The sequence below is a fragment of the Devosia alba genome, from assembly GCF_039938915.1.
Taxonomy (GTDB): domain Bacteria; phylum Pseudomonadota; class Alphaproteobacteria; order Rhizobiales; family Devosiaceae; genus Devosia; species Devosia alba.
Genome location: NZ_JBDUUI010000002.1, coordinates 428,383 through 454,291, shown reverse-complemented (window position 1 = coordinate 454,291; position 25,909 = coordinate 428,383). Strand labels below are relative to the sequence as shown.

Below are 25,909 nucleotides of genomic sequence, written 5' to 3'. Positions count from 1 at the left end.
ATGATGAAATGATCCAGCACCGGGCCGCCAGCCCGTGGCGGTCCGCCTTGTCAGTCGGACGAGCGGGCGCTGCGGAAGCGATCGAAAGCGACCGCTATGACTATGAACGAGCCGACAAATGCTCCCTGCCAGAAGGTGCTGATCCCGAGGAGAATCAGGCTGTTTCTGATCACCTCGATCAACAGCGCGCCGACCACGGCGCCAAAGGCGGTCCCCACGCCGCCCGCCAGATTGGCCCCACCGATCACCGCTGCCGCGATGACGGACAATTCCATCGCCTGACCGAGATTGGTGGTGATGCCGCCCAGCCAACCCACTTCCAGCACGCCGGTCACGCCCGCGGTGAAGGCGCAGAAAACGTAAACCGAAACCTTGAGTTGCTTCACCGCGATGCCGGTCAGCTTGGCCGCTTCTTCATTGCCGCCCATGGCGAACAGATGCTGCCCCCAGCGCGTCCATTTGAACGCGAAGCCAGTAACCAGCGCCAGCACCGCGAGAACGATGAGGGGGTTCGGCAAACCCAGCGTGGAACCGCCACCCAAGGCCAGCAGCATGTCATGGTCAGGTCCAAACTCGTACATCATCTTGTTGTTGGACAGCACCATGGCCAGGCTTCGTGCCACTGAAAGCATGCCGAGGGTGACGACGAAGGCCGGCATTCCGGCATACGCGATCAATAGGCCATTCGCGAGGCCTACCAGCACGGCCACCAGCAATGCTGCAGGAACGCCGATCCAGATCGGCAGCCCGGCGGCCATGATGACGGCTACTGTCATGGCGGAAATCACCACGGTGGATCCAACCGAGAGATCTATGCCGCCCGATGCAATGACCGCGGTCATTCCGATGGCAATTATGCCGACGAAGGCAAAGTTGCGCGACACGTTGAAGAGGTTTCTTTCGGTGGCAAATGTGTCGGTCATCAGCGTCAGCGCCACACAGGCAAGCAGGGCGGCGAGAAAGACCCAGAAGGTCTGGTGACCGGTCAGCCGGGAAAGCGCCGTGCGGTTTTGCGAGGCGCCGATGACTTCTATCAGGGTAGAGTTTGTCGACATCTGGATTGGTCCTTGATGATAATCAGGCGGCCTCGATTGCGCCGGTGATAAGCCCGGTGACTTCTTCGGGCGAGGAGGCGGCGGCGCGCTTGTCGGCGACCAGACGGCCTCTGCGCAGCACGGCGATCCTGTCCGCCACATCGAAGACGTCGGGCATGCGGTGGCTGATCAGCACCACGGCAATGCCGTGGTCACGCAGGTTGCGGATCAGATTGAGCACCTCGGCCACCTGGCGCACCGAAATGGCGGCCGTGGGCTCGTCCATCAGTACAATGCGGGCGTCCGAGAGCAGCGTGCGTGCAATCGCCACCGCCTGGCGTTGGCCGCCCGACATGCGCCGCACCAGATCGCGTGGACGGGTTTCAGACTTGAGGCGCGCGAAAAGCTCCGCCGACCTGCTGCGCATCCCTGCATAGTCCAATAGCCGCAGCGGCCCGATGCGATGCGTCAGTTCGCGGCCGAGAAAGACATTGGAAGCGGCCGACAGGTTGTTGCAAAGCGCCAAGTCCTGATAGACGACCTCGATCCCGGAGCGCTGCGCATCGCGCGGCTTATGAAATGCCGCCTTCTGGTCGCCGACGTAAACTTCGCCGCTGGTCGGGGCGAAATTGCCGGCAATGACTTTGACCAGGGTGGATTTACCGGCCCCGTTATCCCCCATCAGTCCCACTACCTCGCCTGGTTCGATCACCAGCGAAACATCGGTCAAAGCGTGGATCGCCCCAAAGTGCTTGCTCACGCCATTCAGTCGCAGTGCGCTCATGCGCCTCCCTTTCTGACTTACTCACCCCAGTCCAATCAGTGGGCTCGCTGGCCTGTTTCCTCCTGCCAGCGCCCTCCCCTTCAACAAGACCGCCAATTCACGCTTGACGGCCCCGCTAATTAGATGCTGATATTATCACATAATATGACTAAATCACCAGTGATCTGCTTAATACCGCTCGATCAGGGCGGAGAAACAGGCGAGGGGCTTAGGCCGGTCTCGTCTCGTGATCAACAATGGGGGAAATCCGACCATCAGTCGGAGCATGGACCGGGAAGCCGGTCATCAACGGGAGGAACTGAATTTGACATACGTAAATCATCTCGCCATCGCAGCGGCCGTGCTGGCCCTTGCGGCTGGTCCGGCCAATGCCCAGGACAAGAAGACCCTGGCAATCGTGGTGAAGGGCCTCGACAACCCTTTCTTCGAGCAGATCAATCTTGGTTGCCAGGACTGGGCCGCCAACAATCCGGACTCGGAATACGAGTGTCTCTATACCGGGCCGGCCTCCAGCGCCGATGAATCGGGCCAGGTGCAGTTGGTCGACGATCTGGTAACGCGCGGCGTGGCAGCCATTGCCATATCGCCGTCCAACGCACCGGCTATGGCCAACCGGCTCAAGGAAATCGCGCCGCAGATCCCCGTGATGACGGTGGATGCGGACCTTTCCGAGGCCGACCGGTCCTTGCGCGCCACATTCCTAGGCACCGACAATTACCTGATGGGCGTGATGATGGCTGAGCAGGCCCTGCGGCTCAAGCCCGATGGCGGCACGGTCTGCCTGCAGTTGGGCAATGTCGCGGCGGACAATATCAACGCTCGCGCCGCCGGTTTCCGTGACACCATTGCCGGCGCCGAAGGCACCGATCGCCTGAGCGGGGAAGCTGGCTGGAGCGAAATTGAAGGCTGCCCGGTCTTTACCAATGACCAGATCGATCTGGCCAACCAGCAGATGGCGGACGTATTCACCTCCAATCCGGATCTGGATGCCTTCATCCTGATTGGCGGCTGGGCCCAGTTCGCGCCCCAGGCCTATGCACAGGTCACCGATCAGGTCATGGACCGGCTGATGAGCGATGAACTCATCATCATCGCTGGCGACACGTTGCCACCGCAGGTGCAAGCCTTCAACGATGGGCGCAGCCATGTCCAAGTTGGTCAGCGGCCGTTCGAGATGGGCCAGCGCTCCCCCGATGTGATGATCCAGCTCATCAATGGCGAGGCTGTTGAAGACCCGATCTATACCGGCCTCGATGTCTGCACCCGCGAAGAGCCCGGTTTCTGCGCACAGTAAACGGGACATATCTGGCGTGGCGCCTCGGGCGCCATGCCGCTCGATGCAAGGGGCATTGGCGTGAAATTACTGGTCACCGGCGTAACCGGCAAAGTTGGCGGCAATTTTCTGCCTGCATTCCTGGCGGCCGAAAGGTTTGCTGGTTGGTCCATAAGGGCGATCTGCAACAACCGCGTGGTGGAGCATCCTGGCGTAGAAATTGTCCGCGCCTCCCTTGCAGATGCCGATGCCATGTTTGCAGCAATGGAGGGGGTCACACATGTCCTGCATATGGCCGCGGTGAAGGAGTCGCCGCTTCTGGCGATGGAGGTTGGTGTCGGGGGCATGTTCAACCTGCTCGAAGCCTTCCGGTCTACGCCGGGCACACGGCAGTTTGTGCTGCTCGGTGGCGATTGCACTGTCGGGCACATGTTCCAGCGCTATAACGAGCCGATCACCGATGCCGCGCCGCGCCGCGCCTATCCGGGCTGCTACGCGCTGACTAAGGTGCTCGAAGAGGTCATGCTTGAGCAATATGGAATCCAGTACGGCATCAATGGCTGCTGCCTGCGCGCACCCTGGATCATGGAGAAAGATGATTTCCGCTTTGCGCTCAGTTTCAGCGACCAGTTTGGCGGGCCACCCTGGAGCGAGCTAATTGATGCAGGGGCTGTAGCACGGCACGCACAGGCGGCGAGTGTACCCTTGCTGCGCGACGCGCGTGGCGCCCCACTCCGGCGCAACTTCATCCATGTCGACGATCTGGTCGGCGCCATTCTGACGGCATTGGACCATCCGGCCGCGGCCGGTCAGCTTTTCAACATTGCGATGGATGCGCCGGTCGATTACGGCGAGGTGGCGCAGTATCTGAGCGCCACCCGATCCCTGCCGGTGGCCGAGATCGACACACCCTTTCACAGCAACTGGCTCGACAATGCCAAGGCTCGCCTACTGCTGGGCTGGAAGCCGCAGGTCGATCTGCAACGACTCATCGAACGGGCATGGGACTATGTCCGCGCGCCCGATGACCCGCGCAAGGTCTGGTACCCTGGGTAGCAGCATGCGCACCACTTAATATCCAATGTTCCGGCGCCCATTCCATCAACGGGAGCGTGCCCGGATCGGCGGATATAAACCGCTCGACGGCAAACGGTTTGGCGCCGAGCAATTCAACGTCGTCGCGGAGCGCCAACAACAAAGCGCCTGTGACATGGGAGGACAATATGAAAGTCAAACTTGCCGTTTCAATCGCGGCCGTGGCCACTGTCGTGGCGGCACCCGCATTTGCTCAGGACAAGCCACAGCTGGCCTTTGTCGTAAACGCGGCTTCTGATTTCTGGAAGTTGGCCGAAGCAGGCGTGGCTAAGGCGCAGGGGGAACTGCCTGGCTATGATCTGCAGTTTCGCTATCCTGCGCAAGGCACGGCAGCGCTGCAGAATGCGCTGATGGACGATCTGGTCGCCGCCGGCACCGATGCCATCATGATTTCTTCGGCAGATCCGAAGAACTCCATCGATGCCTTCAACCGCATTGCCGCGCAGGTGCCCCTGTTCACCACTGACAGCGATGCGCCCGACAGCGATCGCATCGCCTATCTGGGTTCATCCAACACCCTAGCAGGCGTTCAGGCCGGTGAGATTGCTGTGGCTTCCTTGCCCAATGGCGCAAAATGCATGGGCTTTGTCGGCTTCCTTGGGGCCGATAATGCCATCGAGCGCATTGCCGGCTTCCGCCAGGCCGTCGAGGGTTCGGGCATTGAACTGGTCGATGTCCGTGGCGATGACGTGGACTTTGCGCGCGCCCGCTCCAATGTCGATGACGTGCTCGCGGCCAATCCCGACATCAACTGCATGGTCGGATTCTATTCTTACAACCCGCCCAAAATCTACGAGGCACTGCAGGCCGCCGGCAAGCTGGGAGAGATCACGGTTGTGGCGTTTGACGAAGACCCGATCACCCTGGGCGCCGTGCGCGAAGGCAGCTTTGCCGGCACTGTTGTTCAGGACCCATACCAGTGGGGTTACCAGGGCATGCACCTGATGGCAAAATATCTCGAGGGTGACACTTCGGGCGTGCCGGAAGACGGGCTGATCATTGTTCCGACCAAAGTTGTCGACCAATCCAATGTCGATGCCTTTGAGGCCGAACTCAAGGAGCGTATCGGCGGGTAATCCTCCCAGCCAGCGCAGCCGCACCGGGTCGGTTTCTGACCCGGTGCGTGCCTGTCCATGCGATGAGTCTGTTGAGCGGCACCCCCGGTGCCGTTGCCGCTTTTTCGGGTTGCCTGAACATGAATGCCCATGACACGAAGCACCCACTGTTGGTGCTTGAGAACATCTCGAAGGTCTATCCCGGCGTGGTGGCCCTCTCCAACGTTACCCTGTCGGTCAGGGCTGGCGAGGTGTTGGCGCTAATCGGAGAGAACGGAGCCGGAAAATCGACGCTGATGAAGATACTGGGCGGGGTGATCGCGCCCAGCTCCGGCAAAGTCATCATCGACAACGTTGCCCACGACCATCTCACGGTCACCCAGTCGCAGGCGGCCGGGATCGCCTTTGTGCACCAGGAACTCAACGTCTTCGACAATCTCGACGTGGCGGCGAACATGTTCCTGGGTCGCGAAATCCGGGGTGGCGCTCTTCGCCTGCTTGACCTCAAGGCTATGCGCGATGCGGCCCGTCCCCTGCTGGCGCGGGTGGGCGCCACGTTCCGGCCTGAAACTTCTGTGGCCGAGCTGTCGCTGGCCGAGCGGCAATTGCTTGAAATTGCCAAGGCGCTCTCCATCGATGCGCGCGTGGTCATCATGGACGAGCCAACTTCGTCGCTGACGCTATCGGAAACGCGGACCCTGATGAAGGTGATCGCCGACCTCAAGGCGCAGGGTATCGCGGTCATCTACATTTCCCATCGCCTGGGGGAGGTCGAGGATTGCGCCGACCGCGTCTTTGGATTGCGCGATGGCCATGTCGCGGGTGAGCTCAGCCGCGACGAGATCAACCATGATGCGATGATTCGCCTGATGATCGGACGAGATCTAAAATCGCTTTATACCCCGCCGACCCATGCAGTTGGCGACATCATCCTCTCGCTCAAGGGCGTGCGGATCGGCGCTAACCCGCGGGCTCGTGCCGACTTGGATCTGCATGCGGGCGAAATCCTGGGCTTGGCCGGGTTGGTCGGCGCTGGCCGAACCGAACTGGCCGAAGCCGTCTTCGGAATTGCGCCAGTGCTCGAGGGCGAGGTGCTCCTGGCCGGACAGCCGTTCCGTGCCTCCTCGCCGCGAGAGGCGATCCAGGCTGGCGTTTACCTTGTGCCCGAGGATCGCAAGCGCGCGGGCCTCGTTCTCGAGACATCGATTTGCGAAAACATCTCGCTGGCCGATTTCCAGTCGGTGAGCCGCAACGGCCTGGTCTCGGGAACGAAGGTTGCCGAAAGGGCCGAGGCGCAGCGCGCCCGGCTCGGCATCAAGGCCGCTGATGTGCAGCGCAATGCCGCAGAACTGTCAGGGGGCAACCAGCAAAAGGTTGTGTTGGGCAAATGGCTCTCGATGAAACCCCGGCTCATCATCTTTGACGAGCCGACGCGGGGCATCGATGTCGGCGCCAAGTGGGAAATCTATAAGCTCATGCGGGCTCTGGCCGAGGCCGGTGTCGGCGTGATGATGATCTCGAGCGACATGGAAGAGGTCATCGGTGTCTCTGACCGTATCCTGGTGCTCCGGGAGGGTGAGGTCACCGGCTCGCTGCCACGCTCGGATTTCTCCGAGCACAATGTTCTCAAGCTTGCCGTCGGCGCACATTAGGGGGAAGAAGAATGCACAAGAAAGACATGGGACTGGCGCTCCTAATCATCGTGGTGGGTGCCATAGTCTATATGCGCACCCCCCTGTTCCTCTCGCCCATCAACCTGGGCAATACGGCAAACCTGATTGGCCTGTTCGGCCTCTTCGCCATTGGGCAGGGCTTTGTCATCATGACCGGCGGGATTGACCTCTCCGTGGGTTCGATGATTGCCCTGCTCGGTGTCCTCTTTGTCGATATGGTGGGCCGGTTCGGCGTGCCTTGGCCGCTGGCCATGCTGATAACCATCGGCATCGGCACGCTGATGGGCCTAGCGCATGGATTGCTCATTACCAAACTGAAGATGCAGCCCTTTGTGGTGACCTTGTGCGGCCTGCTGATCTACCGCGGCGTGGCGCGCGGCTATACTGGTGAGGCCACGGCAGGCTTTCCATTTGGGGCCAGCTATCCGGAACTGGAATGGTTGACCATCGGTCGCTCCTTCGGCATCCCGCATTCGTTCTATGCGATGATCATTATCGGTGTGATCTGCTGGTTCGTGCTGCATCGGTCCGTGTTTGGGCGGCACCTGCAGGCCGTCGGCAAGAACGAGGATGCGGCCCGCTATTCCGGCGTAAGGACGGGTCTCGTCATCACCGCGGCCTACGTCATCTGCGCCGTGTTGACATCGATTGCCGCCATCTACTTCGCCATGTTCACCCGGTCGGTGCAGCCGTCTTCACATGGCAATTTCTATGAACTCTATGCCATCGCGGCGGCAGTGCTGGGGGGCTTCTCGCTCCGTGGCGGTGAGGGCTCGATCGTCGGCGTCATTCTGGGAGCGGTGCTGCTGCAGCAATTGCAGAACCTGGTGAACCTGCTGGGTATTCCGTCTTCGCTCAATTTTGCAGTTATGGGTGGGGTCATCCTGGCCGGTGTTCTCGCGGACCAGCAGTTCAACCGCTACCGCCAGAAACGCCGCGCTGCGCGTGCGCTGGATGGGCTCGGTAACGTGGCTGCTGCGCCGAGTTGAATGTGTCTGGCTCGTCCATTCTGAGACAAGCGATCGTGCTGCATTGCGAAAGCCCAGAGCCGCCCAAAGTCGCTGGCAGGGTAACGTTTGGCCGTTTGCAAGCGATACCTTCGGAGCGCAAGGCAGGGCACTAAGTTGCCGGTCCGCTAAGTCACCTTGGCAGCTCAAGTTCTGGCAGTCGCTTGCGGCCCCCTTCGCCACCAATCCGTTATTAGACAGAAGCCAAACTTCGCTAAACCACTGACGTAGAATACTTTCATTCGACGTCGGCGCGATGGAAAGTCGCGAAGCGTCGGTATTACGTCGAGCGCACCCACTCATCGCCCCTCGCTTGCTGGAGTGCTCAAGAGCCAGCGGAATTGACGCTGCGGGGAATGCGGATTGAGCGGCGCTGCACATTGATGCAGAGCCGAGAGGCTAGCAAACACTAGTTGCCGGTTGTCATCAGGCGGTCGCAGAACCTCAAGCCTGGATAACGCCTAAGAAGGACAAAAACCGAACGCGGATCCGCTAGAACACTGGAAACACTGTGGATCGACTAAACCGCTAGTCATGCTTAATGCTTGCGCCAATCCACGCAGTGGAAACTCAGCGGGCGGTTGCCGTCTTTGTTGGTAGCCCAGGCTGCGATCGACAGTGTGGTGAACAAGCTCGCCGTTTTCGAAGCGTCGGATATTGGCGGCCATCTCCCTGATCGCCATATGCTGATGGGTTGGCGCCGCAACATGCGGCGACAGCCGGATTTTTGGGTGTGTCCAGACCGGGCCTTCGGCTGGCAGCGGCTCGATGCGGAAGACATCGAGCGCTGCACCGCTGAGCTTGCCACTATCGAGCGCAGCGATCAGGTCGGCATCGACAACGTGGCCTCCGCGAGCTCCATTTATGAAGAAGGCGCCATCTTTAATCGAATCGATCAGTTTTTTGTCGACGATTTCTGACGTTTCCAGCGTAAGGGGTACGCGAATCCAGTGACCTATGCCAATCTCGGCATTGAAAACTCGGAAGCTGAACAGACCGCTCAGTCGTAAGCAGCACTGCGAGATTGGGCACTGCTCAATCTCGCTTCAGCAAAGGCGTCCGGCGGAAACGTCACGGAGCTCAATCGTTCGCAACTGGGTTCGAAGCTGCCATTCTTGGCGAGGAGTTTGGATGACCGAAAGGGGTCGGCAGCCGCCAAGGGTCAAATCGGCTGTCCGCTCACCTCTGCCGACTTTTGAACGATATCGGTTCCTTGGCAAGAAGACTTGATTGAGCTCTGCCACAACAGAGCCCTAGGTCGGTTCCTTGCGCACGTCACCATGAAAGGCCAGCAAATCGCCATGTGATGCGCGCTGATTGTCAGCCCGGTTGCTCCGGCACCCAGACCATCATGGAGCCCTGCCCTCGGTTGGACCAAAGGTAGTACGGGATGGCCACCAGGCTCGTCGGGGTCTGAAGGGCTGGGGTGGTGCGATAGAGGGTTTTCCAGTCGCCCTCGTCGATGGCGGTCCCTCTGGCCGTGAGGGTGACTATGCCGCCAAACAGGTCCGCTCGCGGTTCGGCAAGGAGCTCGGCACTACGTGGCAGCTTGATGCGCTGTACCCTGCCGCCGGGATTGTCGAACTCCTCAAGACAATAGACCAGCGGGCCGCGCTTCAGAGCAACTCGACCAGCATCCATTATGACGCCGGGATGAGCATAGAGCCGGGTCGGTGGCATAGGCAGATCGAGGGTGACGCGGTCGCTGGCCTGCCAGGTGCGGTGGATGGTGAGATAACCGCGCTTCGCCGCGGCGGCATCCGCCTCCTCCCCGTTGACCTGGACCTTGGCACCCTGGCACCAGCCGGGGATGCGCAAGGCGAGATCGAAGGCAGCGGGCGTTTCCGGATCGACACTGATGGCGATGTCGCCCGACCAGGGATAGTTGGACACCTCGCGCAAGCCGACCTTCACACCGCCAATCTCGACGTCCGAGGCTATGCCGCCATAGAGGTGAAAGGCCACGCCATCCTCGGCCACTGAGAGGAAATAGCCCCCGACCGAGGCGACCAAGCGACTGACATTCATGGTGCAGCAGGGGCACGTATGCCAGTCCCAGCGGGTCGGGGTGCCATCGCTTTCGAGTGGATTGGCATAGAAATAATGCTCGCCATCCCGGCTGAGACCAGACAAGGCGCCGTTGAACATGGCCAGTTCGAGAATGTCGGCATATTTGCCGTCGAGGTCGAGATGCAGCATGCGCTGCGCCCAAAAAATCAACGCCACCGAGGCGCAGGTTTCCGCATAGGCGGTCTGGTTGGGCAGGTCGAAATCGTGGGTGAATCCCTCATTATGCGCCGACGGCCCGAGGCCTGCCGTCACGTACATCTTGGTCTCCATCACATCGTCCCACAGCACTTCGCAGGCGTGTTTGAGACCGGCATCGTCGAGTTCGGCCGCCAGGTCGGCCATGGCGGTATAAAGATACATGGCGCGCACGGCATGGCCGACCACCTTGTCCTGCTCGCGCACCGGCTTGTGGCTTTGCGAATACTCGTAATTGGCAAAGACATAGGGTTGCTTGCTGTCGCCGCCTTCGCGCCGCTCGCGCTCGACATCGAAATAATGCGGCGGCTGCTGGCCGCGTTCATTGATGAGATAGGCGGCAAAATCGAGGTGCTTCTTTTCGCCGGTGAGATAGTAGAGCTTCATCAGCGCCAGCTCGATTTCCTCATGCCCGTCATAGCCGCGGCGCTGGCCTGGGCCGGTGCCGAAGGTTGCATAGATGTGGTCGAGATAGCGCTCCATCACGTCGAGGAAGCGCCGTCGGCCGGTGACCTGGAAATAGGCGACGGCGCCCTCAAGCAGGTGCCCGGCATTATACATTTCGTGGTTGTCGCGCAGATTGGTCCAGCGCTTGTCCGGCTCGCGGCCAAGATACCAGCAGTTGAGATAGCCATCCGGCGCCTGCGCCTTTTCGAGATCGTCGATCGCCGCCTCGATCTTGGCTTCGATGTCCGCGTTGCGGCGATGGGCCAGGGCATAGCTGGCCGCCTCGATCCACTTGCCGACATCGCTGTCCCAGAACACCTGGACGGTAAAGCCATTGGCATGGCGCGGAAAGCGCAGCGGCGGTGGCGGCTTGGGGAGCTTGAGGGAATCGAGGATGCCGTATTCGCCGAGCTTCTTGTGCTGGCTGGGAACGGTGCGGTCGAGCACGGTATCGAGGCGCTCGTGCCAGAACTGGCCCTCGAGCTTGACCTGGGGGAAGGGGACGGGGGCGTAGCGGGACATGGGCAAAACCTTAGAGGGCGATCCCGCTCTGGGGATCAAAGAGGTGGATCTTGGCTGCGTCGATGCGCAGGCCAAGGCGATCGCCGGAGGCGAGGCTGGTCCGCTCGGACTGGACGAGCTGGAAATTGCCATCGGGCGAGGTGAGATAGGTGGCCGACCCGGTCGACTCGACGGTGCCGATCTCGAGATGGAACGTGGCCGCATCGCCCGCCACATCGAGATGTTCGGGGCGCACGCCGACGATCACCGCGCGGCCTGGCGCAAGGCTGCGATCAAGCGGCAGCGTGCCGGCGCCATCGGCCAGCACCACGGCATTGCCGGTCTCGGCAATATGGCCGGGCATGAAGTTCATCGCCGGCGAGCCGATAAAGCCGGCAACGAACCGGTTGACCGGCTTGTCATAGAGATCGAGCGGGCGCCCCTGCTGCTCGATGAGCCCATCGCGCATGACCACGACCCAGTCGGCCATGGTCATGGCTTCGATCTGGTCATGCGTCACATAGACCGAGGTGGCGCCGAGCCGGTCGTGCAAGGCGCGGATTTCCTTGCGCATCTGTACGCGCAGCGAGGCATCGAGATTACTGAGCGGCTCGTCGAAGAGGAAGGCCTTGGGATTGCGGATGATGGCGCGGCCCATGGCCACGCGCTGCCGCTGCCCGCCCGACAATTGCCGCGGATAGCGACCGAGCAGGCTTGTCAGCCCGGTCGTGGCCGCCACCTCGGCGGCCTTCTGCCGGGCATCAGCCTTGCCCACGCCATGCAGGCGCAGCGAATAGGTGAGGTTTTCCTCCACCGTCATATGCGGGTAAAGCGCATAGCTCTGAAACACCATGGCAATGTCGCGGTGTCTGGGCGGCACGCCGTTCATGGCCTTGCCGGCAATCTGCAACGTGCCCGAGGTGATGGTTTCGAGCCCGGCAATCGAGCGCAGCAGCGTGGACTTGCCGCAGCCGGACGGGCCGACCAGGGCGACGAAACTGCCCTTGTCGATGGTCAGCGATATGCCCTTGAGCGCATGAAAGCTGCCATAATGCTTCTGGATGTCGCGCATTTCGATCTGGGCGGTCATTTGAGGGCTCCCGAGGTGAGGCCGGAGACGATGCGGCGCTGCAGGATGACGAAGGCGACCAGGATTGGCGTCACATAGATCGCCGAATAGGCCATGATGGAACTCCAGTCGGTCGAGTTGGGGCCGAGGAACCCGGACAGGCCAACGCTGGCGGGCTGCAGCGACGGGCTCTGGATGATCGACTTGGAGTAGATATATTCGCCAAAGGCGCTCATGAAGGTGAGGATGGCGCAGACCAGGATCCCGTTGCGCGCCAGCGGCAGGACGATGAAGAAGAAGGCGCCGACGCGCGAATTGCCGTCCACGAGGGCCGCTTCCTCTAGTTCGCGTGGCACGCTCATGAAAGTGGCGCGCACCAGCACGACAAAGAACGGCATGGCCTTGGCGGCAGCGGCGAGCACGACCGCGGTGCGCGGATAGTTGAGCAGGCCGACCTGGTTAAAGCCGACAAAGAGCGGCGTGATCATCACCGATGCGGGCAGCACCTGCAGCATCAGCACGAAGAACAGGCCGATATCGATCCAGTGATTGCGATAGCGGGCCAGCACATAGGCGCAGCCGGTGCCCAGCACCACGGTAATGGCCGTGACGCCGCCGGCAATCACCACCGAGTTCCACAGATAGGTCGGCATGGCCCGCCGCGCCCACACCTCGGGATAGACGGCGAAATTGGCATTGTTGGGCCAGAAGGTGGGCGGATTGGCGAACATTTCCGAGCCGGTCTTGAGGCTCGTGACATACATCCAGTAGAGCGGGAACAGATAGACCGCGGCCAGCGCCAGGGCGACGGTCAACAGGATCCAGGGGGTATAGGTCCGGGTCATCCGCGCACCTCGTGGCGGGTCGAGCGCACATAGACGACCGAGGCAAACAGCACGAGCAGGAACATCATCACCGATACGGTGGCGCCCTTGGCAAAATCATAGAGCTGGAAGCTGAGCTGCCAGGACCAGTAGCCGGCCACATTGGACGTATTGGCCGGACCGCCCTCGGTCAGCGCCGGGAACAGGTCGAACTGCTGCAGCGTGCCGATCAGGCCCAGCGACAGCACGGCGCCGATGGTGGGGCGCATCATGGGCAGGGTGATGGTCCAGAAGCGCTGGAAGGCATTGGCGCCATCGAGCTCGGCCGCCTCATAGAGATCGCGCGGAATGGCGGCGAGCCCGACCGACAGCAGCAGCATGTTAAAGGCCAGACCCAGCCAGATATTGGCGATGATGACGGCCCAGATGGAAAAACTCGGATCCGACTTCCAGAAGATGCTGGCATCGATAATGCCGAGTGCCTTGAGGATGACGTTGAGCACGCCATAGTCGCCGGCCAGGATAAAGCTCCAGATGCCGCCGACCACAAGGCCCGGCATCACCCAGGAGACGAGGAACAGGCCGCGAATGGTGGAGGCGCCGGGGAAGTTCTGCGCGAAGAACAGCGCCAGCGCGAAGCCCAGCACGAATTGCCCCGCCATGGAGCCGAACACGAAGACCAGCGTATTGCGCGTGACCAGCCAGAATTCGGGCTGCTGCACCACGGCCACATAATTGTCGAAGCCGACAAAGGGCCGGAACAGGGCGCCCAGGGTGAACATGTCCACCTGCTGGAAGCTCATCAGCACATTGTAGACCAGCGGCGCGCCGGCCAAAGCGAGCAGGAAAAGCAGGGCGGCGCCGACCAGCAGGATATCAAACCCCACACCGTCTCGCAGCCCGCTGAAAAATCGCGACACCGAATCCTCCGTGATCACGGGAACAGAAAATGCCGGCCAGAGCTTGCCTCCGGCCGGCCCAGTCGGGAGGACTAGTCGATGATTGTGTCGATCGTCGCCTGCGCCTGACTCAGCGCCTCGTCAGGTGTCATCTGACCGGTCAGGGCCGCCTGCTCGGCGTCGTAGATCGCTTTGGAGATTTTCTGCCATTCCGGATGCGGCCCGCGCGGCTGGGCATATTTCAGCTGTTCCTGGAAGACGGCGAGGGCGGCGTCCTTCTTCTCGACGCCCGAGAGCGGCAACTCAACGTCGGACCGCGTCGGTAGATAGCCGAACTCAGGGAAGAGGCGGTCGTCCTGACTGACGAAAAATTCCAGAACCTTGAAGGCTTCCTCTGGATAATCAGTCGTGGACATGATGCCGAGATTGAAGCCGCCAAGCGCTGAGGAGCGCTCATCGCCGTCCCCAAAGGTGGGCAGCAGGGTCACGCCCCAGTCGAAGTCGGCATCCTCGACCATGCGGTCGATTTCCCACGGGCCCGAGATCGCCATGGCGGCGTTGCCCGAGTTGAAGGTGCCGGTCGAATCCCACTGGCCAAGCGAGAGGACGTCCTGGCTGAGCACGCCATCATCGATCATGCCCTTGACCATGGACAGCCACTCGCGGGCGCCCTCGGTGTTGACGTTATCATAGCCGCCACCGGACATCTGGATGACGGGCAGGAACTGAAAGGTGCCCTCCTCATTACCACGGGCCGAAAGGGTTGCGCCGTATACGCCCTGGTCGGGCTTGGCGAGTTTCCGGGCGTATTCCTCGAACTCGGCCCAGGTTTGCGGCGGGTTCTCGATCCCCGCTTCTGCAAACATATCCTTGTTGTAGAAAACGCCAATCGTGTCGGTGTACTTGCCAACACCGTAGAGGCGCCCATCCCAACTCACCGAGTTGAGCGGCCCTTCGAAGTAAACTTCAGGATTTATGACGTCGCTTTCAGCGGCCATATCGGTAATGTCGAGAAACGCCCCACGCGATGAGAACATGGCGAAGTCTGGATTATCGAGGCTAACGATGTCGGGCGCGTTGCCCGTAGCAAAGGCGCGCAGCGTTTCGTTTACGATCTCGTCGAACTGCAGGATGCGGTATTCTACGTTGATGCCGTTATCCATCTCATCGAACTCGGCTGAGAACGTATCGGACGGACCGACCTGATTGGCCCCGTCAATCGACCAGACGGTGATAGTCACATCTTCCTGCGCCTGAGCCGGCGTGGCTGCGACCAATGCGCCGATGGCCAGACTGGCCAATAGACCTCGTTTAGACAATTGCATTATATCCTCCCTTGCGGCCTTGGCCGCGCTTGTGCCGCTTGGGTTTCCTCTTCCCTTGCGGCCCTTTCCTCGCTGCCATGGGCGGTTGCAACGCCCGTGGCAGCACTCCTCAAATCCCCTGAAGCTCCTCTTGCCTGTTGGGGCGGGCGAGCATGTCGCCGCCGCAGGATTGGCGCACCACGAGCTTGCAGGGCAGCGTGCGGATGCCCGGCTCGACTGGCTTGCCTTCGGCAAGATCCAGGATCAGGCGGCCGGCCACGCGGCCAAGTTCCTTGAGATTCATGTCCACACTGGTCAGCGGCGGGCGGGTCGCAGCGGCGACGATCTCCCAATTGTCAAAACCGATGACCGAGACATCGGCGGGCACATCGACACCGCGCTCGCGCAGGGCGTCGACGACGCCGCGCGCGATCTGGTCATTGCCGCAGAAAATGGCGTCGGGCGGCGTCTCCTGCTGCCACAACTGCGCCACCGCCGCATGCCCCCAGGCTTCCGACCATGGGCCATGCAGCACGGCTGCAGCCGCGCCAGCGGCCTCACGGAAGGCCCCGGCTCGCGCCGAAACAGAGGCAAAGCTGTCCGGTCCCGTGACATGCACCAGCCGTTGCCGGCCGAGCCCGAGCAGCCATTCGGTGGCTTCGCGCGCGCCCTGCGCATCATCCGATACCAGGGTCACCGCATCGGCCGGGCCCTCGGTAAAGGCATAGACCACCGGCAATGGCAACTCGGACAGATCGACCGGCAGGCGGCGATCGATGCGCTTGCCGGTGGCGATGATGCCATCGACCTGCTTGTCGAGCATGGCATCGACATGGATCTTGCCCAGGGCAGCATCATCCTCGATGCCGCACAGAAACACCGAGACGCCCTGATCGACCAGCGCCTCGTTGATGCCGGCCATGACCGGCAGGGTGAAGCGGCCATAGCTGTCATTGGTCAGCAGGCCAATGGTGAAGCTGCGCTGCTGAGTCAGCGCCCGGGCCATGGCATTGGGCCGGAAGCCCAGCGCCAGAGCGGTCTGCTTGACGCGGGTGCGGGTGGCATCGGTCATGCGGCCGGTATCGTTGAGCGCCTTGGAGGCCGTGGCAACGCTGACGCCGGCGACGCGAGCAACGTCATAGATGCGTATCCGTTCTGCCTTGGCCACGTCCACATACCTCAAAGGAAAACCCTTTTCTCAGCGATGGTAAAACGGTTTCTCAAACATCGTCAAGTCAGTTTCATCACGGTCCGACCGGCACGTAATCGCCGCCGCGTGCGGCTTTGAGGTGATTGAGCGCGTGGATCTGCCCGGTCATTTCGAGGTCGCCGCGATAGACCGGATCGTGCCAGCCTTCGATGTCGATGCTGCCCGACCAGCCGGCCAGGCGAAGCTCGGAAAGGATGTCGGTCCAGTTGCTGTCACCAAAGCCGGGCGTGCGCATGAAGACAAAAGGATGCTTGCCGAAAATGCCGTGTTCGCGGATTACCTCCCAGCGAATGGTGGCGTCCTTGCCATGCACATGGAAAATCTTGTGCGCCCATTTGCGGACCTGCGGCAGCGGGTCTATCAAATAGACCATCTGGTGGCAGGGCTCCCATTCGAGCCCGATATTGTCCTGCGGCGTCTCGTTGAACATCAACTCCCAGGCATCGGGATTATGCGCGATGTTCCAGTCGCCGGTGGCCCAGTTGCCATCCATGGCGCAGTTTTCAAAGGCAATGCGCACACCCTTGTCCGCCGCGCGCGCCGCCAGTTCGGTCCACACTTCTTTATAGCGCGGCAGGCTGTCGGTCAGCGGCTTGTTGCGCACCCGGCCGGTAAAACCGGCGACGCAGGTCGCGCCAAAGTGGTGGGCATTGTCGATGCAGTCCTTCCAACCCTGCAGGGTCTGGCGGTCCATGTCCTGGTCCTCGAGCGGATTGCCGAACATGCCCAGCGTTGAAATGGTGATGTCGCGGTCGCCAATCGCATCAAGGCTGCGCTTGCCCAGTTCGGCCAAGTCCTGACCATTGGTAGTCTGCCAGAAAAACGGCTCGAAGCTTTCAAAGCCCAGATCGGCGATCTCGGCAATGCGCTCAGCCGATTTGCCGGCGCTGGCGCTGATCATGGTGCCGATACGGATGGATTTTGCAGGGTCGCTCACGGGGATGGTCCTTAATTGGCAATGGTGACGCGCTGGCCTTTGCGCGCGCTCTCGATCGCGGCAAAGACCATAGCGAGGCTCTTGATGTTGTCGCTGCCCACGGTTTCTGGCTGGCGGCCGGTTTCGATGGCATTGAGAAAATCGGCGATGACGCTGGCATGGCCATGGGTCTGGTCGGCGTCGGCGGGCGGGGGCACCTCGATGTCCACGAGGTCGCGGAAGAAGCCGCTGTCGCCCGCCACGACACGGGCGGTAAAGCTCTCTTCGCCATCCCAGATCAGCGTGCCCTTGCTGCCCACGATGCGCCATCCGCTTTCCCAACTGGTATGGACGCCCTCGGCGGCCCAGGAGCCGCGATAGTTGAATACGACATTGTCGTCGAACTCAAAGATCGCATTGGCGGCGGCGCCATGCCGGTACCAGGAGCCGGGCGGATTGGTTTCGAGGCAATAGACGGCGCGCGGCGTCTTGCCGGCCATGAAGCGGGCCGCGTCCAGCGTATGGATGGCCATGTCGAGCAGGAGCACATTGTCCATCTCCTCGCGGAAGCCGCCAAAATGGGCGCCGATAAAGAAGTCGCAGTTGAGGCTGGCCAGCTCGCCCAGGGCGCCGCTTTCGATAAGGCGGCGGATCCGGCGGACCCCGGCAATGAAGCGGCGGTTCTGCACCACGGCATGGATACGGCCGGCCGCTGCGGCCTGGGCTATCATCGCCTGGGCCGCCTCTAGGCTCGCCGCCATCGGCTTTTCGCTCAGGACGTGGCAGCCATGGGTGAGGCCGGTTTGCACTACGCCGGCGCGCGCTCCGGGCACGACGACATCAAACAGCAGATCGGGTTTGGTCGTCGACAGCACCGCATCGAGATCGGTGCCGACGACCGCGTTGGTCAGGCCGAACTCGGCAGCGCGGGCCGCCGCAATCGCAGGGTCGAGGTCGACCAGCCCCACGACCTGCACCCTGCCAGCCAGCAGGGGATGCTCGGTAATGGCTGTCAGCCAGCCCTTGGACATGCCGCCGCAACCGGCCAGCACCGCCGTAAACACCACATTTTCCTCCTCTGGACCATTGCGCGCCGCCATCGTCTTGAGCGAGGGTCAGCGCAGAGAGCCGTAAACGTTTACGACGCTATTATTTCGCGCGTGAAGCTGTCAAGTAAGCTTCGTAAACGTTCACGCGGAACGATGCGGGGTTGGGGCTTTCGGAACATCATGACGGGCATCAAGTTTCTGGCGCAGCAACTGAATGTGTCCATCGGTACCGTGTCGCGCGCGCTCAACGGCAAGCCGGACGTTAGCGAGGACACCAGGCAACGCGTCATCGCCGCAGCGGCAGCGATGGGCTATGCGCCCAACCAGGCGGGACGAAGCCTTCGCCGCGGCAACACCAATGCAGTGGGCTTCATGATTGAACTGGGCTCGGACACCGGTCGCAACAACGACAACTTCTTTCTCGGTGTATTTGATGGCGTGCAGGCTACGTTGGCGCGACACCACCTCGATCTCATCGTTCTGCCTTGCCCCACCGACGAAGATCCCACGCAATATGTGCAACGGATGATCGCGCGGCGGCTGGTGGACGCGATGATCATATCCGCCACCCATCGCAAGGACACGCGCATCGATGTGCTGCGCGATGCGCGCATCCCCTTCATTACCCTGGGCCGCTCGGCCACTCCAGGGACGCATCCCTGGATTGATCTCGATTTTGACGGGGTCGCCAGGCGTGCCGTCGACCGCCTCGTTGCTGCCGGGCATCGCCGCATCGCCGTAGCTGTGCCGAGCAATGATATCAATCTGGGCTTCATCTTTCTCGACGGCTACAGAAATGCCCTCGCGGCCAACGGACTGTCCTTCGAACCTGAACTGGTATTTCGGGTCCCATCGTCCGAGCAGGGCGGTTATCAACTGGGACACGACCTGTGCGCCATGGCCAACCGCCCCAGCGCCGTGGTGCTCAATTATGAGCTCCTGGCGCTCGGACTTTATCGGCGGCTGGACGAATCGGGGCTTACACCAGGGATTGACCTGGCGGTCATTGGCTTTCGCGAGGGCCCTGTCTCCCGTTTTCTGTCGCCCACGCTGACCTGCTTCAGGCTCTCTCTGCGGGATTTAGGTATTGCCTTGGGGGAGGCACTACTGGCGTCGATCCCGGCCTATGCCGACGTTTATCCGCAGGGCATCGTGCGCCGCATCTGGCCGATGGAACTGGTGCCGGGCGAAAGCGATCGCGCATAATCCAGGACTGCTTTCTGCGACAGGCTTGGCTCTTTCGTGTGAAATTTTCCTCGTCCCTACGTTGCTGGCATTCTTGAAATGAACAGTTCTGGGCGATAGGCAATGTCCGTTCTCAGGATCCTCGCCTTCAGCGGTAAATGCCAGGAAGGGGGTCGGAACCTGGCGACCCTAGTGCTCAATTACAGCCGACCCAGATCGTTTATTTTTGCGAAGCCAGCGGGCGCCCTTTTTGAGCTTTTGCCAACCCGGTCGCGGCCGTCATGGTCTCGGACTGCTGCAGCGTCAGAGAGCGTGAAAGTAGGCCGAACTCGGCGGCGTGGCGAGATGGCTCGCAATGCCAGCCCAAGTTCCAATTGCCATCAAGCTATCAAAATGAGCGCTGTGCCTCTCCTGACTTTCCCAAGTCTCGACCAAAGTGAAGCGGCAGGGGCCTTGCACATCCTGCATGACAGAAACGGCCATGCAGCCGGGCGTGTTGACTATCCGCCACAGCAGCGGAAGGGGTTCAGGGAAGGCAGCAATCTCAGCATTATGGATGAACAGCCATCCGCATCCGGACACTGCTCGACGTGCGACTTGTCGGTTCCGCTGGGCGGTCAAAGGGATGGTGGGATCAACCTGCCTCGGGCGGCCCCCTGCCCTTCGGACCTGTCGCGCGGGTAGATGGCCTCACGAGCGCGACAGGCGTTCCTATCGGACGAGTTGAATAACCAGCGCGTCACGGGGTGGAACGGTGACCGTGGAGTTCACCACCGAACTATTCTTGCCGGACCAGAAGATTGCCCCAAGTGTCGGTGATTGGTCGGACACAGAGACAACGGCCTGCTGCGTCTGTCGTGTCGGATTAAGCACCCAAAGGACATTGCCGTTCGGGCCATGATGCAAACGGGCCTGCATCACCCGATTGGAGAGCCGAACCTGTTGCACGTTCCCGGTCCACTCAAAGATCGCGGCGAAGAATGCCAGGTTGTCGGCATTGCTCTGCTTGAAATAGGCGATGCCGGGATTGGTACCAACCAAAAGAGTTCGGCCCTTGCCAAACTGGTTCTCGACCACCGCTTGTCGCCCATCGGCAAAGGCTCCGCGCGATGTTCCAGTAGTGGGGTGGTAGGATTGCAGAAATCCGCCACCCCTGACCGGCTTGCCATCAAATTCGAAGGCGATGCGATCGCCGATATCGGGCATGAATTCGACGTCCTCCTCGCGGACCCCGAACACCGCGTCGAGACCGTTATGGGGCTGGATCACGCCGACCTTGCCGCGGTCGCCGAAATAGCCAGGCGTCGCCTCCGAGATCAATGTGCCACCATTCTTGACCCAGCTGGCGAGGGCTCCGGCATGGTCCGCCGTGAGCATGATCGGATAGGGTGCATAGATGGTATCGTAGTCAGCCAGATGGTCGATATGCACCCAATCGGCCTGAATGCCATTGTCGAAGAAGCCGCGATAGGCGCCCCACATGGCCTCGCGATAGGTTTCGGGCTTGTGCTTGTGGTTGAGCAGGTAGTCCCATGCCTGGGCTTCGGGAATGACCAGGATTCCGATATCGCCCCTGACCGGCCTGGCCTCGAACAACGCCTGCTGCTCGGGGGCATTGGCCCACTTGCCGATGCTGCTGGCCATATCGGAGCGCGGCGTGCGCGAACCATCCATGCCGTAGGAGCCAAAGGCGCCAAATAGCGGGCCATCGAGCAGCGGGCGATAGCGCAGGTTGAGCACACCGGTGGCGCCGGCGGCAAAGGATGTCATGGTGAGGATGCGGATGTCCTCGGGCTCCATGACGCGGCCATCATCCTTGTCGCGACCGAGCACTTGCGACTGCAGCCAGAGCGGCCCACCGGGACGCTCGGCATGCCACCACTTCTTGCCGCGCGCGGCGGCGCGGGTCAGGTCGGGCCCAAAGAAGTTCTGCCAGGGTTTGAAGCCGCGCCGGCTTGGCACCCAGGTGAGGCCATAGAGTTCGACCTTGGAGGCGGCGAGCCAGTCATCCGAGCCATTGGCGGCCATGTTGGGGATGGCGCCGCCGACGCCATGGGCGGCGATCATGCAGTCTTGATCCACCGCGCGGATAGTGTCGATCTTGAATTGCATCTGGTCATAGTAATTCTGCCGCTTGAATTCGAGCCAGTCGAGATTTTGCGGATAGGCCGCCGTTTCGGCAGGGGGATCGATATCGTCCCATTCTGCGTAGGAATAGCGATACCAGGCCTCGGCCAAGGCATCGAGATCACCATATTTGGCCTGCAGCCACAGGCGGAAGTCGGCTTTCATATAGGTGGAGAAGTCGACATCCTCGGCGTAATTGACTTCGTTCCAGACGTCATAGCCCAGCAGGGCCGGATGGCCCTTGTAGCGGGTGGCAAGCGCCTTGAGGAAGGCTTCGACAGCGTCCTTGACCTCGGGGGCATTCATGGTGAGGGAGCCGGCGCCGCCACCATTACTGGTGAAACCACCCGTAGCCGCGCTGACGCCCATATTGGCCGTCATGGGGCGGCCATCGGCGCGCAATTGGCGGGCATGAGCGAATTTTCGATAGGCCCAGTCGGGCACGGTATGGGTCAGTTCGGCAATGACGGTCTTGATGCCGTGCTTGGCGGCCAGGTCCATCTGGCGATCATAGTCGTCCCAATCATAGCGGCCAGGCTTGCGCTCAATGGCCGCCCACATGAACCAGTGGCGGAACACATTGAGCCCGTCTTCGGCGGCAATACCATAATCGCGCGCCCAGTCCTGCTTGGGGGGATTGGACTTGCGAAAATAGACGGCGCCGAAGGGAGACTGCGGGAGCTTGTCGAGTGGCATGGGGCGTTCCTGGGCAAGGCAATGGCGTTCGGCGCGGCGGCGCCGTCGGAAATCGGGGTGAACGGGTGCGGAACTAGCCGGGATCGCCAGCCAGCGCCTCCAGGGTCTGAATCAGGGCAGAATGATCCCGGTCGCCGTCGCCGCGGGCGATGGCCGCGTTCATCAATTGCTGTGTTGCGGCAGCATTGGGCAGGGCGATGTTGAGTGCTTTGGCAGCATCAACGGCCAGGGACAGGTCCTTGCGGTGCAGCCTTATGCGGAAACCGGGATCGAAAGTGCGCTTGACCATGCGCTCGCCATGCACCTCGAGAACACGCGAAGCGGCAAAGCCCCCCATCAGCGCTTCGCGGACCTTGGCGGGGTCGGCTCCGGCCTTGCTGGCAAACAGCAGGGCTTCGGCGACGGCTGCGATATTGAGGCCGACAATGATCTGGTTGGCTACCTTGGCCGTCTGGCCATCGCCATTGTCGCCGACCAGGGTGATGTTCTTGCCCATCAATTGGAGCAGGGGAAGCGCCTTGTCGAAGACGGCTCGCTTGCCACCGACCATGATGGTTAGCGCCGCATTTTTCGCGCCGACATCGCCGCCGGAAACCGGCGCGTCGAGATAATCGCAACCCAAAGCCTCGATGCGTCCGGCAAAATCCTTGGTGGCCACCGGCGAGATGGAACTCATGTCGATGACCAGCTTGCCGCGCGACAGACCCTCGGCGACGCCATCAGGCCCGAACAGTACGGTCTCCACATCGGGGGTGTCGGGCAGCATCAGGATAATCACATCGCTGGCTTCGGCCACTGCCCTGGCGCTGCCCAGCGACTTGCCGCCTTGCTCGACCAGATGCCGGGATGGGTCCTTCACCCGATGCAGGGCGAGCGTGTGGCCGGCTGCGATCAGGTGTTCCGCCATCGGGCGGCCCATGACACCGAGGCCGATAAATCCGATATTCATGGAGTGCTCCTCACAGATAGGGTTTCATCCAGCCCAGCCCGGCCGTGGTGCCGGATCGGGGCTTGTATTCGCAGCCGATCCAGCCGTCATAGCCAAGCCGGTCGAGTTCTGAAAAAACAAAGGGGTAGTTGATCTCGCCGGTACCGGGCTCGTGGCGGCCAGGATTGTCGGCGATCTGCACATGGCCGATGCGATCCTTGAGGCGGGCATAGGTTGGGATCAGATCACCCTGCATGACCTGGGTATGATAGATGTCGTACTGGATGAGCAGATTGTCCGACCCGACGGCATCGAGCAGGCGCTCGGCGTGATCGGTCGTCGAAACATGAAAACCGGCAATATCGCGCAGATTGATCGGCTCCAGCAGCAGCGTGATGCCAGCATCGGCAAGGCGCGGCGCGGCGTATTTCAGATTGTCGAGAAGGATGGCGTCGCGGTCCTCGACGCTGGTGCCAGCTTGGGCAATTCCCGCCAGGCAGTTGATCCTGGTGCAGCCCAGCGCCTGACCATAGCGGATCGCTGTCATCACCCCGGCCCGAAACTCGGCCACGCGATCACCATGGCAGCCGATACCGCGCTCGCCGGCATCCCAATTGCCGGCGGGCAGGTTGAACAGCGCCTGAGTCAGCCCATGGGTGTTGAGCGCCGCGGCGACCTCTGCGGCTGGCAAATCATAGGGACCGACATATTCTACGGCTTGAAAGCCATCTTTTGCGGCAGCGGCAAAGCGGTCCAGAAAGGGCAGGTCGGCATAGAGAAAGGAAATATTGGCGGAGAATTTCGGCATTGGACTATCCTCAGACGCTGAAGCGGGTGCGATGGAGCATCCGCTTGTTGCGCGGATCCGGGTTAGGCACGGCGGAGATGAGGCTCTTGGTATAAGGCTCTTGCGGATCGGTGCAGATCTGCTCGGCAGTCCCCATCTCGACCAGCTTGCCGCGATGCATCACTGCAACGCGGTCGCAGAAGTAGCGAACCACCGAAATGTCGTGCGAAATGAAGATGAAGCTCAGCTCGAGCCGCTTCTGGATATCGAGCAGCAGATCGAGGATTTGCGCCCGGATCGACACGTCGAGTGCGGCCGTAGCCTCATCGGCGATGAGAATTCGGGGATCAAGCGCCAGCGCCCGCGCAATGCCGATGCGCTGCCGCTGACCGCCGGAAAAGGCATGCGGATAGCGCTCCATGGCCATGGGATCGAGCCCGACCAGTTCGAGCAGTTCGGCCACCCGCTGTTCCAGCGCTGCTCCCTTGGCCTTGCCCGAGACCACCAGCGGATCGCCGATGACCTGCTTGACCGTCATGCGCGGATTGAGCGAGGCGAAGGGGTCCTGGAAGACCAGACGCACATCGCGGTGAAACGATTTGAGCTCGTGCTTGCTGAGGCCGGTGACCTCGACCGGCTTGTCCTGCCCGAAATAGGTGATGGTGCCTGAACTTGGCTCCACCGTGCGCAGGATCAGTCGCCCCAGCGTTGTCTTGCCCGATCCGCTCTCGCCAACAATACCGAGGTTTTCACCGGGATAGAGATCAAAGCTGACAGCGTCGACGGCCCTGATGGGATTGCTGTTGCCGCCAAGCCAGCCGGTCGAAGCGCCGTAGGTCTTGGAGAGGTTGCGCAGGCTGAGCACCGGCGCCGGCGCCGGCGCCGTCGCGACGGGGGCTGCCGCTGCATGGCTGCGCTGGTTCTGCTCGAGCTTGACGGTCGAGCGCAGCAAACTCCTGGTATAGGCATGTTTGGGATCATAAAAGATGGCGTCGGTGCTGCCGGTTTCCACGATCCTGCCGTAATGCATCACGGCAACCGTATCGGCCACCTCGGCCACAACACCCATATCATGGGTGATCAGCAGCATGGCCATGCCGCGACTGACCTGCAGACGCTTGATGAGATCGAGGATTTCGGCCTGGGTGGTCACATCGAGCGCCGTGGTGGGCTCGTCGGCAATGAGGATTTCCGGGTCTGCTGCCAGTGCCATGGCGATCATGGCGCGCTGACGCATACCGCCGGAGAATTCGAAGGTGTAGCGGTCGATCGCTGTATCAGGATTGGGAATTTCCACCTGCCGCAGCAGTTCGATGGTTTCGGCGCGGGCCTGCTTTTTGTCCATCCGACGATGGAGGCGCAACGCTTCGGTGATCTGGCTGCCAATAGTGTGGACCGGCGACAGCGAACTCATTGGCTCCTGAAAGATCAGGCCGATGCGGCCGCCGCGAATCTTGAGTAGTTCGGGGCTCCGCTCGGTAAGCGGGGCAATATCGATCGCGCCGGTTTTGCCAGCGAGCAGGATGCGGCCCGAGGTGATGGCGCCGTTCTTGTCAAGAATGCGCAGCAGGGCCCGGGCGGTGACGGACTTGCCCGAACCGCTTTCCCCCACAAGACACAGGGTCTGCCCTCGGCGCAACTGGAAGCTGACATTGCGCACGGCATGCAGAATTTCGGTGCGCAGGCGGAAATCCAGACTGAGATTTTCCACCGTGAGCACGACCTCGCCAGCGGCGGCGTCGGCGGCTCTTTCGGTGTTGACGGCTTGCCTCTGCATGGCG

22 protein-coding genes are annotated in these 25,909 nt (G+C 61.5%); 6 read left to right on the top strand and 16 right to left on the bottom strand.

Annotated elements, in window-relative coordinates; translation table 11 throughout:
* Positions 1-50: 50 nt before the first annotated feature.
* Both ABFY71_RS04760 and ABFY71_RS04755 read right to left on the bottom strand, forming a co-directional pair.
* On the bottom strand, positions 51-1,055 hold the full coding sequence (locus ABFY71_RS04760) for an ABC transporter permease (protein ID WP_347944901.1): 1,005 nt from the start codon (positions 1,053-1,055) through the stop codon (positions 51-53).
* Between the two features lie 22 nt (positions 1,056-1,077).
* Positions 1,078-1,818 (bottom strand): ATP-binding cassette domain-containing protein, encoded by a 741-nt coding sequence (locus ABFY71_RS04755; protein ID WP_305580110.1) that lies wholly within the window; start codon positions 1,816-1,818, stop codon positions 1,078-1,080.
* A 304-nt stretch (positions 1,819-2,122) separates the two neighbouring features.
* On the opposite strand from ABFY71_RS04755, the gene ABFY71_RS04750 reads away from it, so the two are divergent.
* From ABFY71_RS04750 to ABFY71_RS04730, 5 genes are all read left to right on the top strand, one after another.
* Positions 2,123-3,112 (top strand): sugar-binding protein, encoded by a 990-nt coding sequence (locus ABFY71_RS04750; protein ID WP_431021504.1) that lies wholly within the window; start codon positions 2,123-2,125, stop codon positions 3,110-3,112.
* Between the two features lie 60 nt (positions 3,113-3,172).
* Positions 3,173-4,147, top strand: a complete 975-nt coding sequence (locus ABFY71_RS04745) for an NAD-dependent epimerase/dehydratase family protein (protein ID WP_347944899.1) — start codon at positions 3,173-3,175, stop codon at positions 4,145-4,147.
* A gap of 167 nt (positions 4,148-4,314) precedes the next feature.
* The gene (locus ABFY71_RS04740; RefSeq protein WP_305580116.1) at positions 4,315-5,262 is read left to right on the top strand and encodes a sugar-binding protein; all 948 of its coding nucleotides are present in this window, start codon (positions 4,315-4,317) and stop codon (positions 5,260-5,262) included.
* Positions 5,263-5,381: 119 nt separating this feature from the next.
* Positions 5,382-6,893, top strand: coding sequence for a sugar ABC transporter ATP-binding protein (locus ABFY71_RS04735; protein WP_347944959.1), 1,512 nt, complete (start codon positions 5,382-5,384; stop codon positions 6,891-6,893).
* Positions 6,894-6,904: 11 nt separating this feature from the next.
* On the top strand, positions 6,905-7,903 hold the full coding sequence (locus ABFY71_RS04730; protein ID WP_347944898.1) for an ABC transporter permease: 999 nt from the start codon (positions 6,905-6,907) through the stop codon (positions 7,901-7,903).
* A 479-nt stretch (positions 7,904-8,382) separates the two neighbouring features.
* On the opposite strand, the gene ABFY71_RS19305 is transcribed toward ABFY71_RS04730, so the two are convergent.
* From ABFY71_RS19305 to ABFY71_RS04685, 9 genes are all read right to left on the bottom strand, one after another.
* Entirely contained in the window at positions 8,383-8,808 is a 426-nt protein-coding gene (locus tag ABFY71_RS19305) for an NAD(P)-dependent oxidoreductase (protein WP_431021508.1), read from the bottom strand.
* A 433-nt stretch (positions 8,809-9,241) separates the two neighbouring features.
* Positions 9,242-11,155: a glycoside hydrolase family 127 protein gene (locus ABFY71_RS04720; protein WP_347944896.1), complete on the bottom strand. Its 1,914-nt coding sequence runs from the start codon at positions 11,153-11,155 to the stop codon at positions 9,242-9,244.
* A 10-nt stretch (positions 11,156-11,165) separates the two neighbouring features.
* Positions 11,166-12,224, bottom strand: coding sequence for an ABC transporter ATP-binding protein (locus tag ABFY71_RS04715; protein WP_347944895.1), 1,059 nt, complete (start codon positions 12,222-12,224; stop codon positions 11,166-11,168).
* The gene (locus ABFY71_RS04710) at positions 12,221-13,048 is read right to left on the bottom strand and encodes a carbohydrate ABC transporter permease (protein ID WP_347944894.1); all 828 of its coding nucleotides are present in this window, start codon (positions 13,046-13,048) and stop codon (positions 12,221-12,223) included. Before ABFY71_RS04710 ends, ABFY71_RS04715 begins: the two co-directional genes overlap by 4 nt.
* Positions 13,045-13,947, bottom strand: a complete 903-nt coding sequence (locus ABFY71_RS04705) for a carbohydrate ABC transporter permease (RefSeq protein WP_347944893.1) — start codon at positions 13,945-13,947, stop codon at positions 13,045-13,047. The genes ABFY71_RS04710 and ABFY71_RS04705 overlap by 4 nt, the downstream gene beginning before the upstream one ends.
* Before the next feature lie 71 nt (positions 13,948-14,018).
* Positions 14,019-15,251: an ABC transporter substrate-binding protein gene (locus tag ABFY71_RS04700; protein ID WP_347944892.1), complete on the bottom strand. Its 1,233-nt coding sequence runs from the start codon at positions 15,249-15,251 to the stop codon at positions 14,019-14,021.
* Between the two features lie 109 nt (positions 15,252-15,360).
* Entirely contained in the window at positions 15,361-16,404 is a 1,044-nt protein-coding gene (locus ABFY71_RS04695) for a LacI family DNA-binding transcriptional regulator (RefSeq protein WP_347944958.1), read from the bottom strand.
* A gap of 70 nt (positions 16,405-16,474) precedes the next feature.
* Positions 16,475-17,377 (bottom strand): sugar phosphate isomerase/epimerase family protein, encoded by a 903-nt coding sequence (locus ABFY71_RS04690; RefSeq protein WP_347944891.1) that lies wholly within the window; start codon positions 17,375-17,377, stop codon positions 16,475-16,477.
* 11 nt (positions 17,378-17,388) lie between these two features.
* Positions 17,389-18,423 (bottom strand): Gfo/Idh/MocA family protein, encoded by a 1,035-nt coding sequence (locus ABFY71_RS04685; protein WP_347944890.1) that lies wholly within the window; start codon positions 18,421-18,423, stop codon positions 17,389-17,391.
* 162 nt (positions 18,424-18,585) lie between these two features.
* On the opposite strand from ABFY71_RS04685, the gene ABFY71_RS04680 reads away from it, so the two are divergent.
* The gene (locus ABFY71_RS04680) at positions 18,586-19,611 is read left to right on the top strand and encodes a substrate-binding domain-containing protein (protein WP_347944889.1); all 1,026 of its coding nucleotides are present in this window, start codon (positions 18,586-18,588) and stop codon (positions 19,609-19,611) included.
* A gap of 282 nt (positions 19,612-19,893) precedes the next feature.
* On the opposite strand, the gene ABFY71_RS19300 is transcribed toward ABFY71_RS04680, so the two are convergent.
* The 5 genes from ABFY71_RS19300 to ABFY71_RS04660 all read right to left on the bottom strand — a co-directional run bounded on the left by ABFY71_RS19300 (position 19,894) and on the right by ABFY71_RS04660 (position 25,905).
* The gene (locus ABFY71_RS19300) at positions 19,894-20,172 is read right to left on the bottom strand and encodes a putative quinol monooxygenase (RefSeq protein WP_431021503.1); all 279 of its coding nucleotides are present in this window, start codon (positions 20,170-20,172) and stop codon (positions 19,894-19,896) included.
* A 129-nt stretch (positions 20,173-20,301) separates the two neighbouring features.
* Positions 20,302-22,413, bottom strand: a complete 2,112-nt coding sequence (locus tag ABFY71_RS04675) for a beta-galactosidase (RefSeq protein ID WP_347944888.1) — start codon at positions 22,411-22,413, stop codon at positions 20,302-20,304.
* 73 nt (positions 22,414-22,486) lie between these two features.
* Positions 22,487-23,362, bottom strand: coding sequence for a 2-hydroxy-3-oxopropionate reductase (locus ABFY71_RS04670; RefSeq protein WP_347944887.1), 876 nt, complete (start codon positions 23,360-23,362; stop codon positions 22,487-22,489).
* Between the two features lie 10 nt (positions 23,363-23,372).
* Positions 23,373-24,149 carry a hydroxypyruvate isomerase gene (gene hyi / locus ABFY71_RS04665; RefSeq protein WP_347944886.1) on the bottom strand — a complete coding sequence of 259 codons (777 nt, stop codon included), beginning with the start codon at positions 24,147-24,149 and terminating at the stop codon, positions 23,373-23,375.
* A gap of 10 nt (positions 24,150-24,159) precedes the next feature.
* Positions 24,160-25,905 (bottom strand): ABC transporter ATP-binding protein, encoded by a 1,746-nt coding sequence (locus tag ABFY71_RS04660; RefSeq protein WP_347944885.1) that lies wholly within the window; start codon positions 25,903-25,905, stop codon positions 24,160-24,162.
* Positions 25,906-25,909 lie beyond the last annotated feature (4 nt).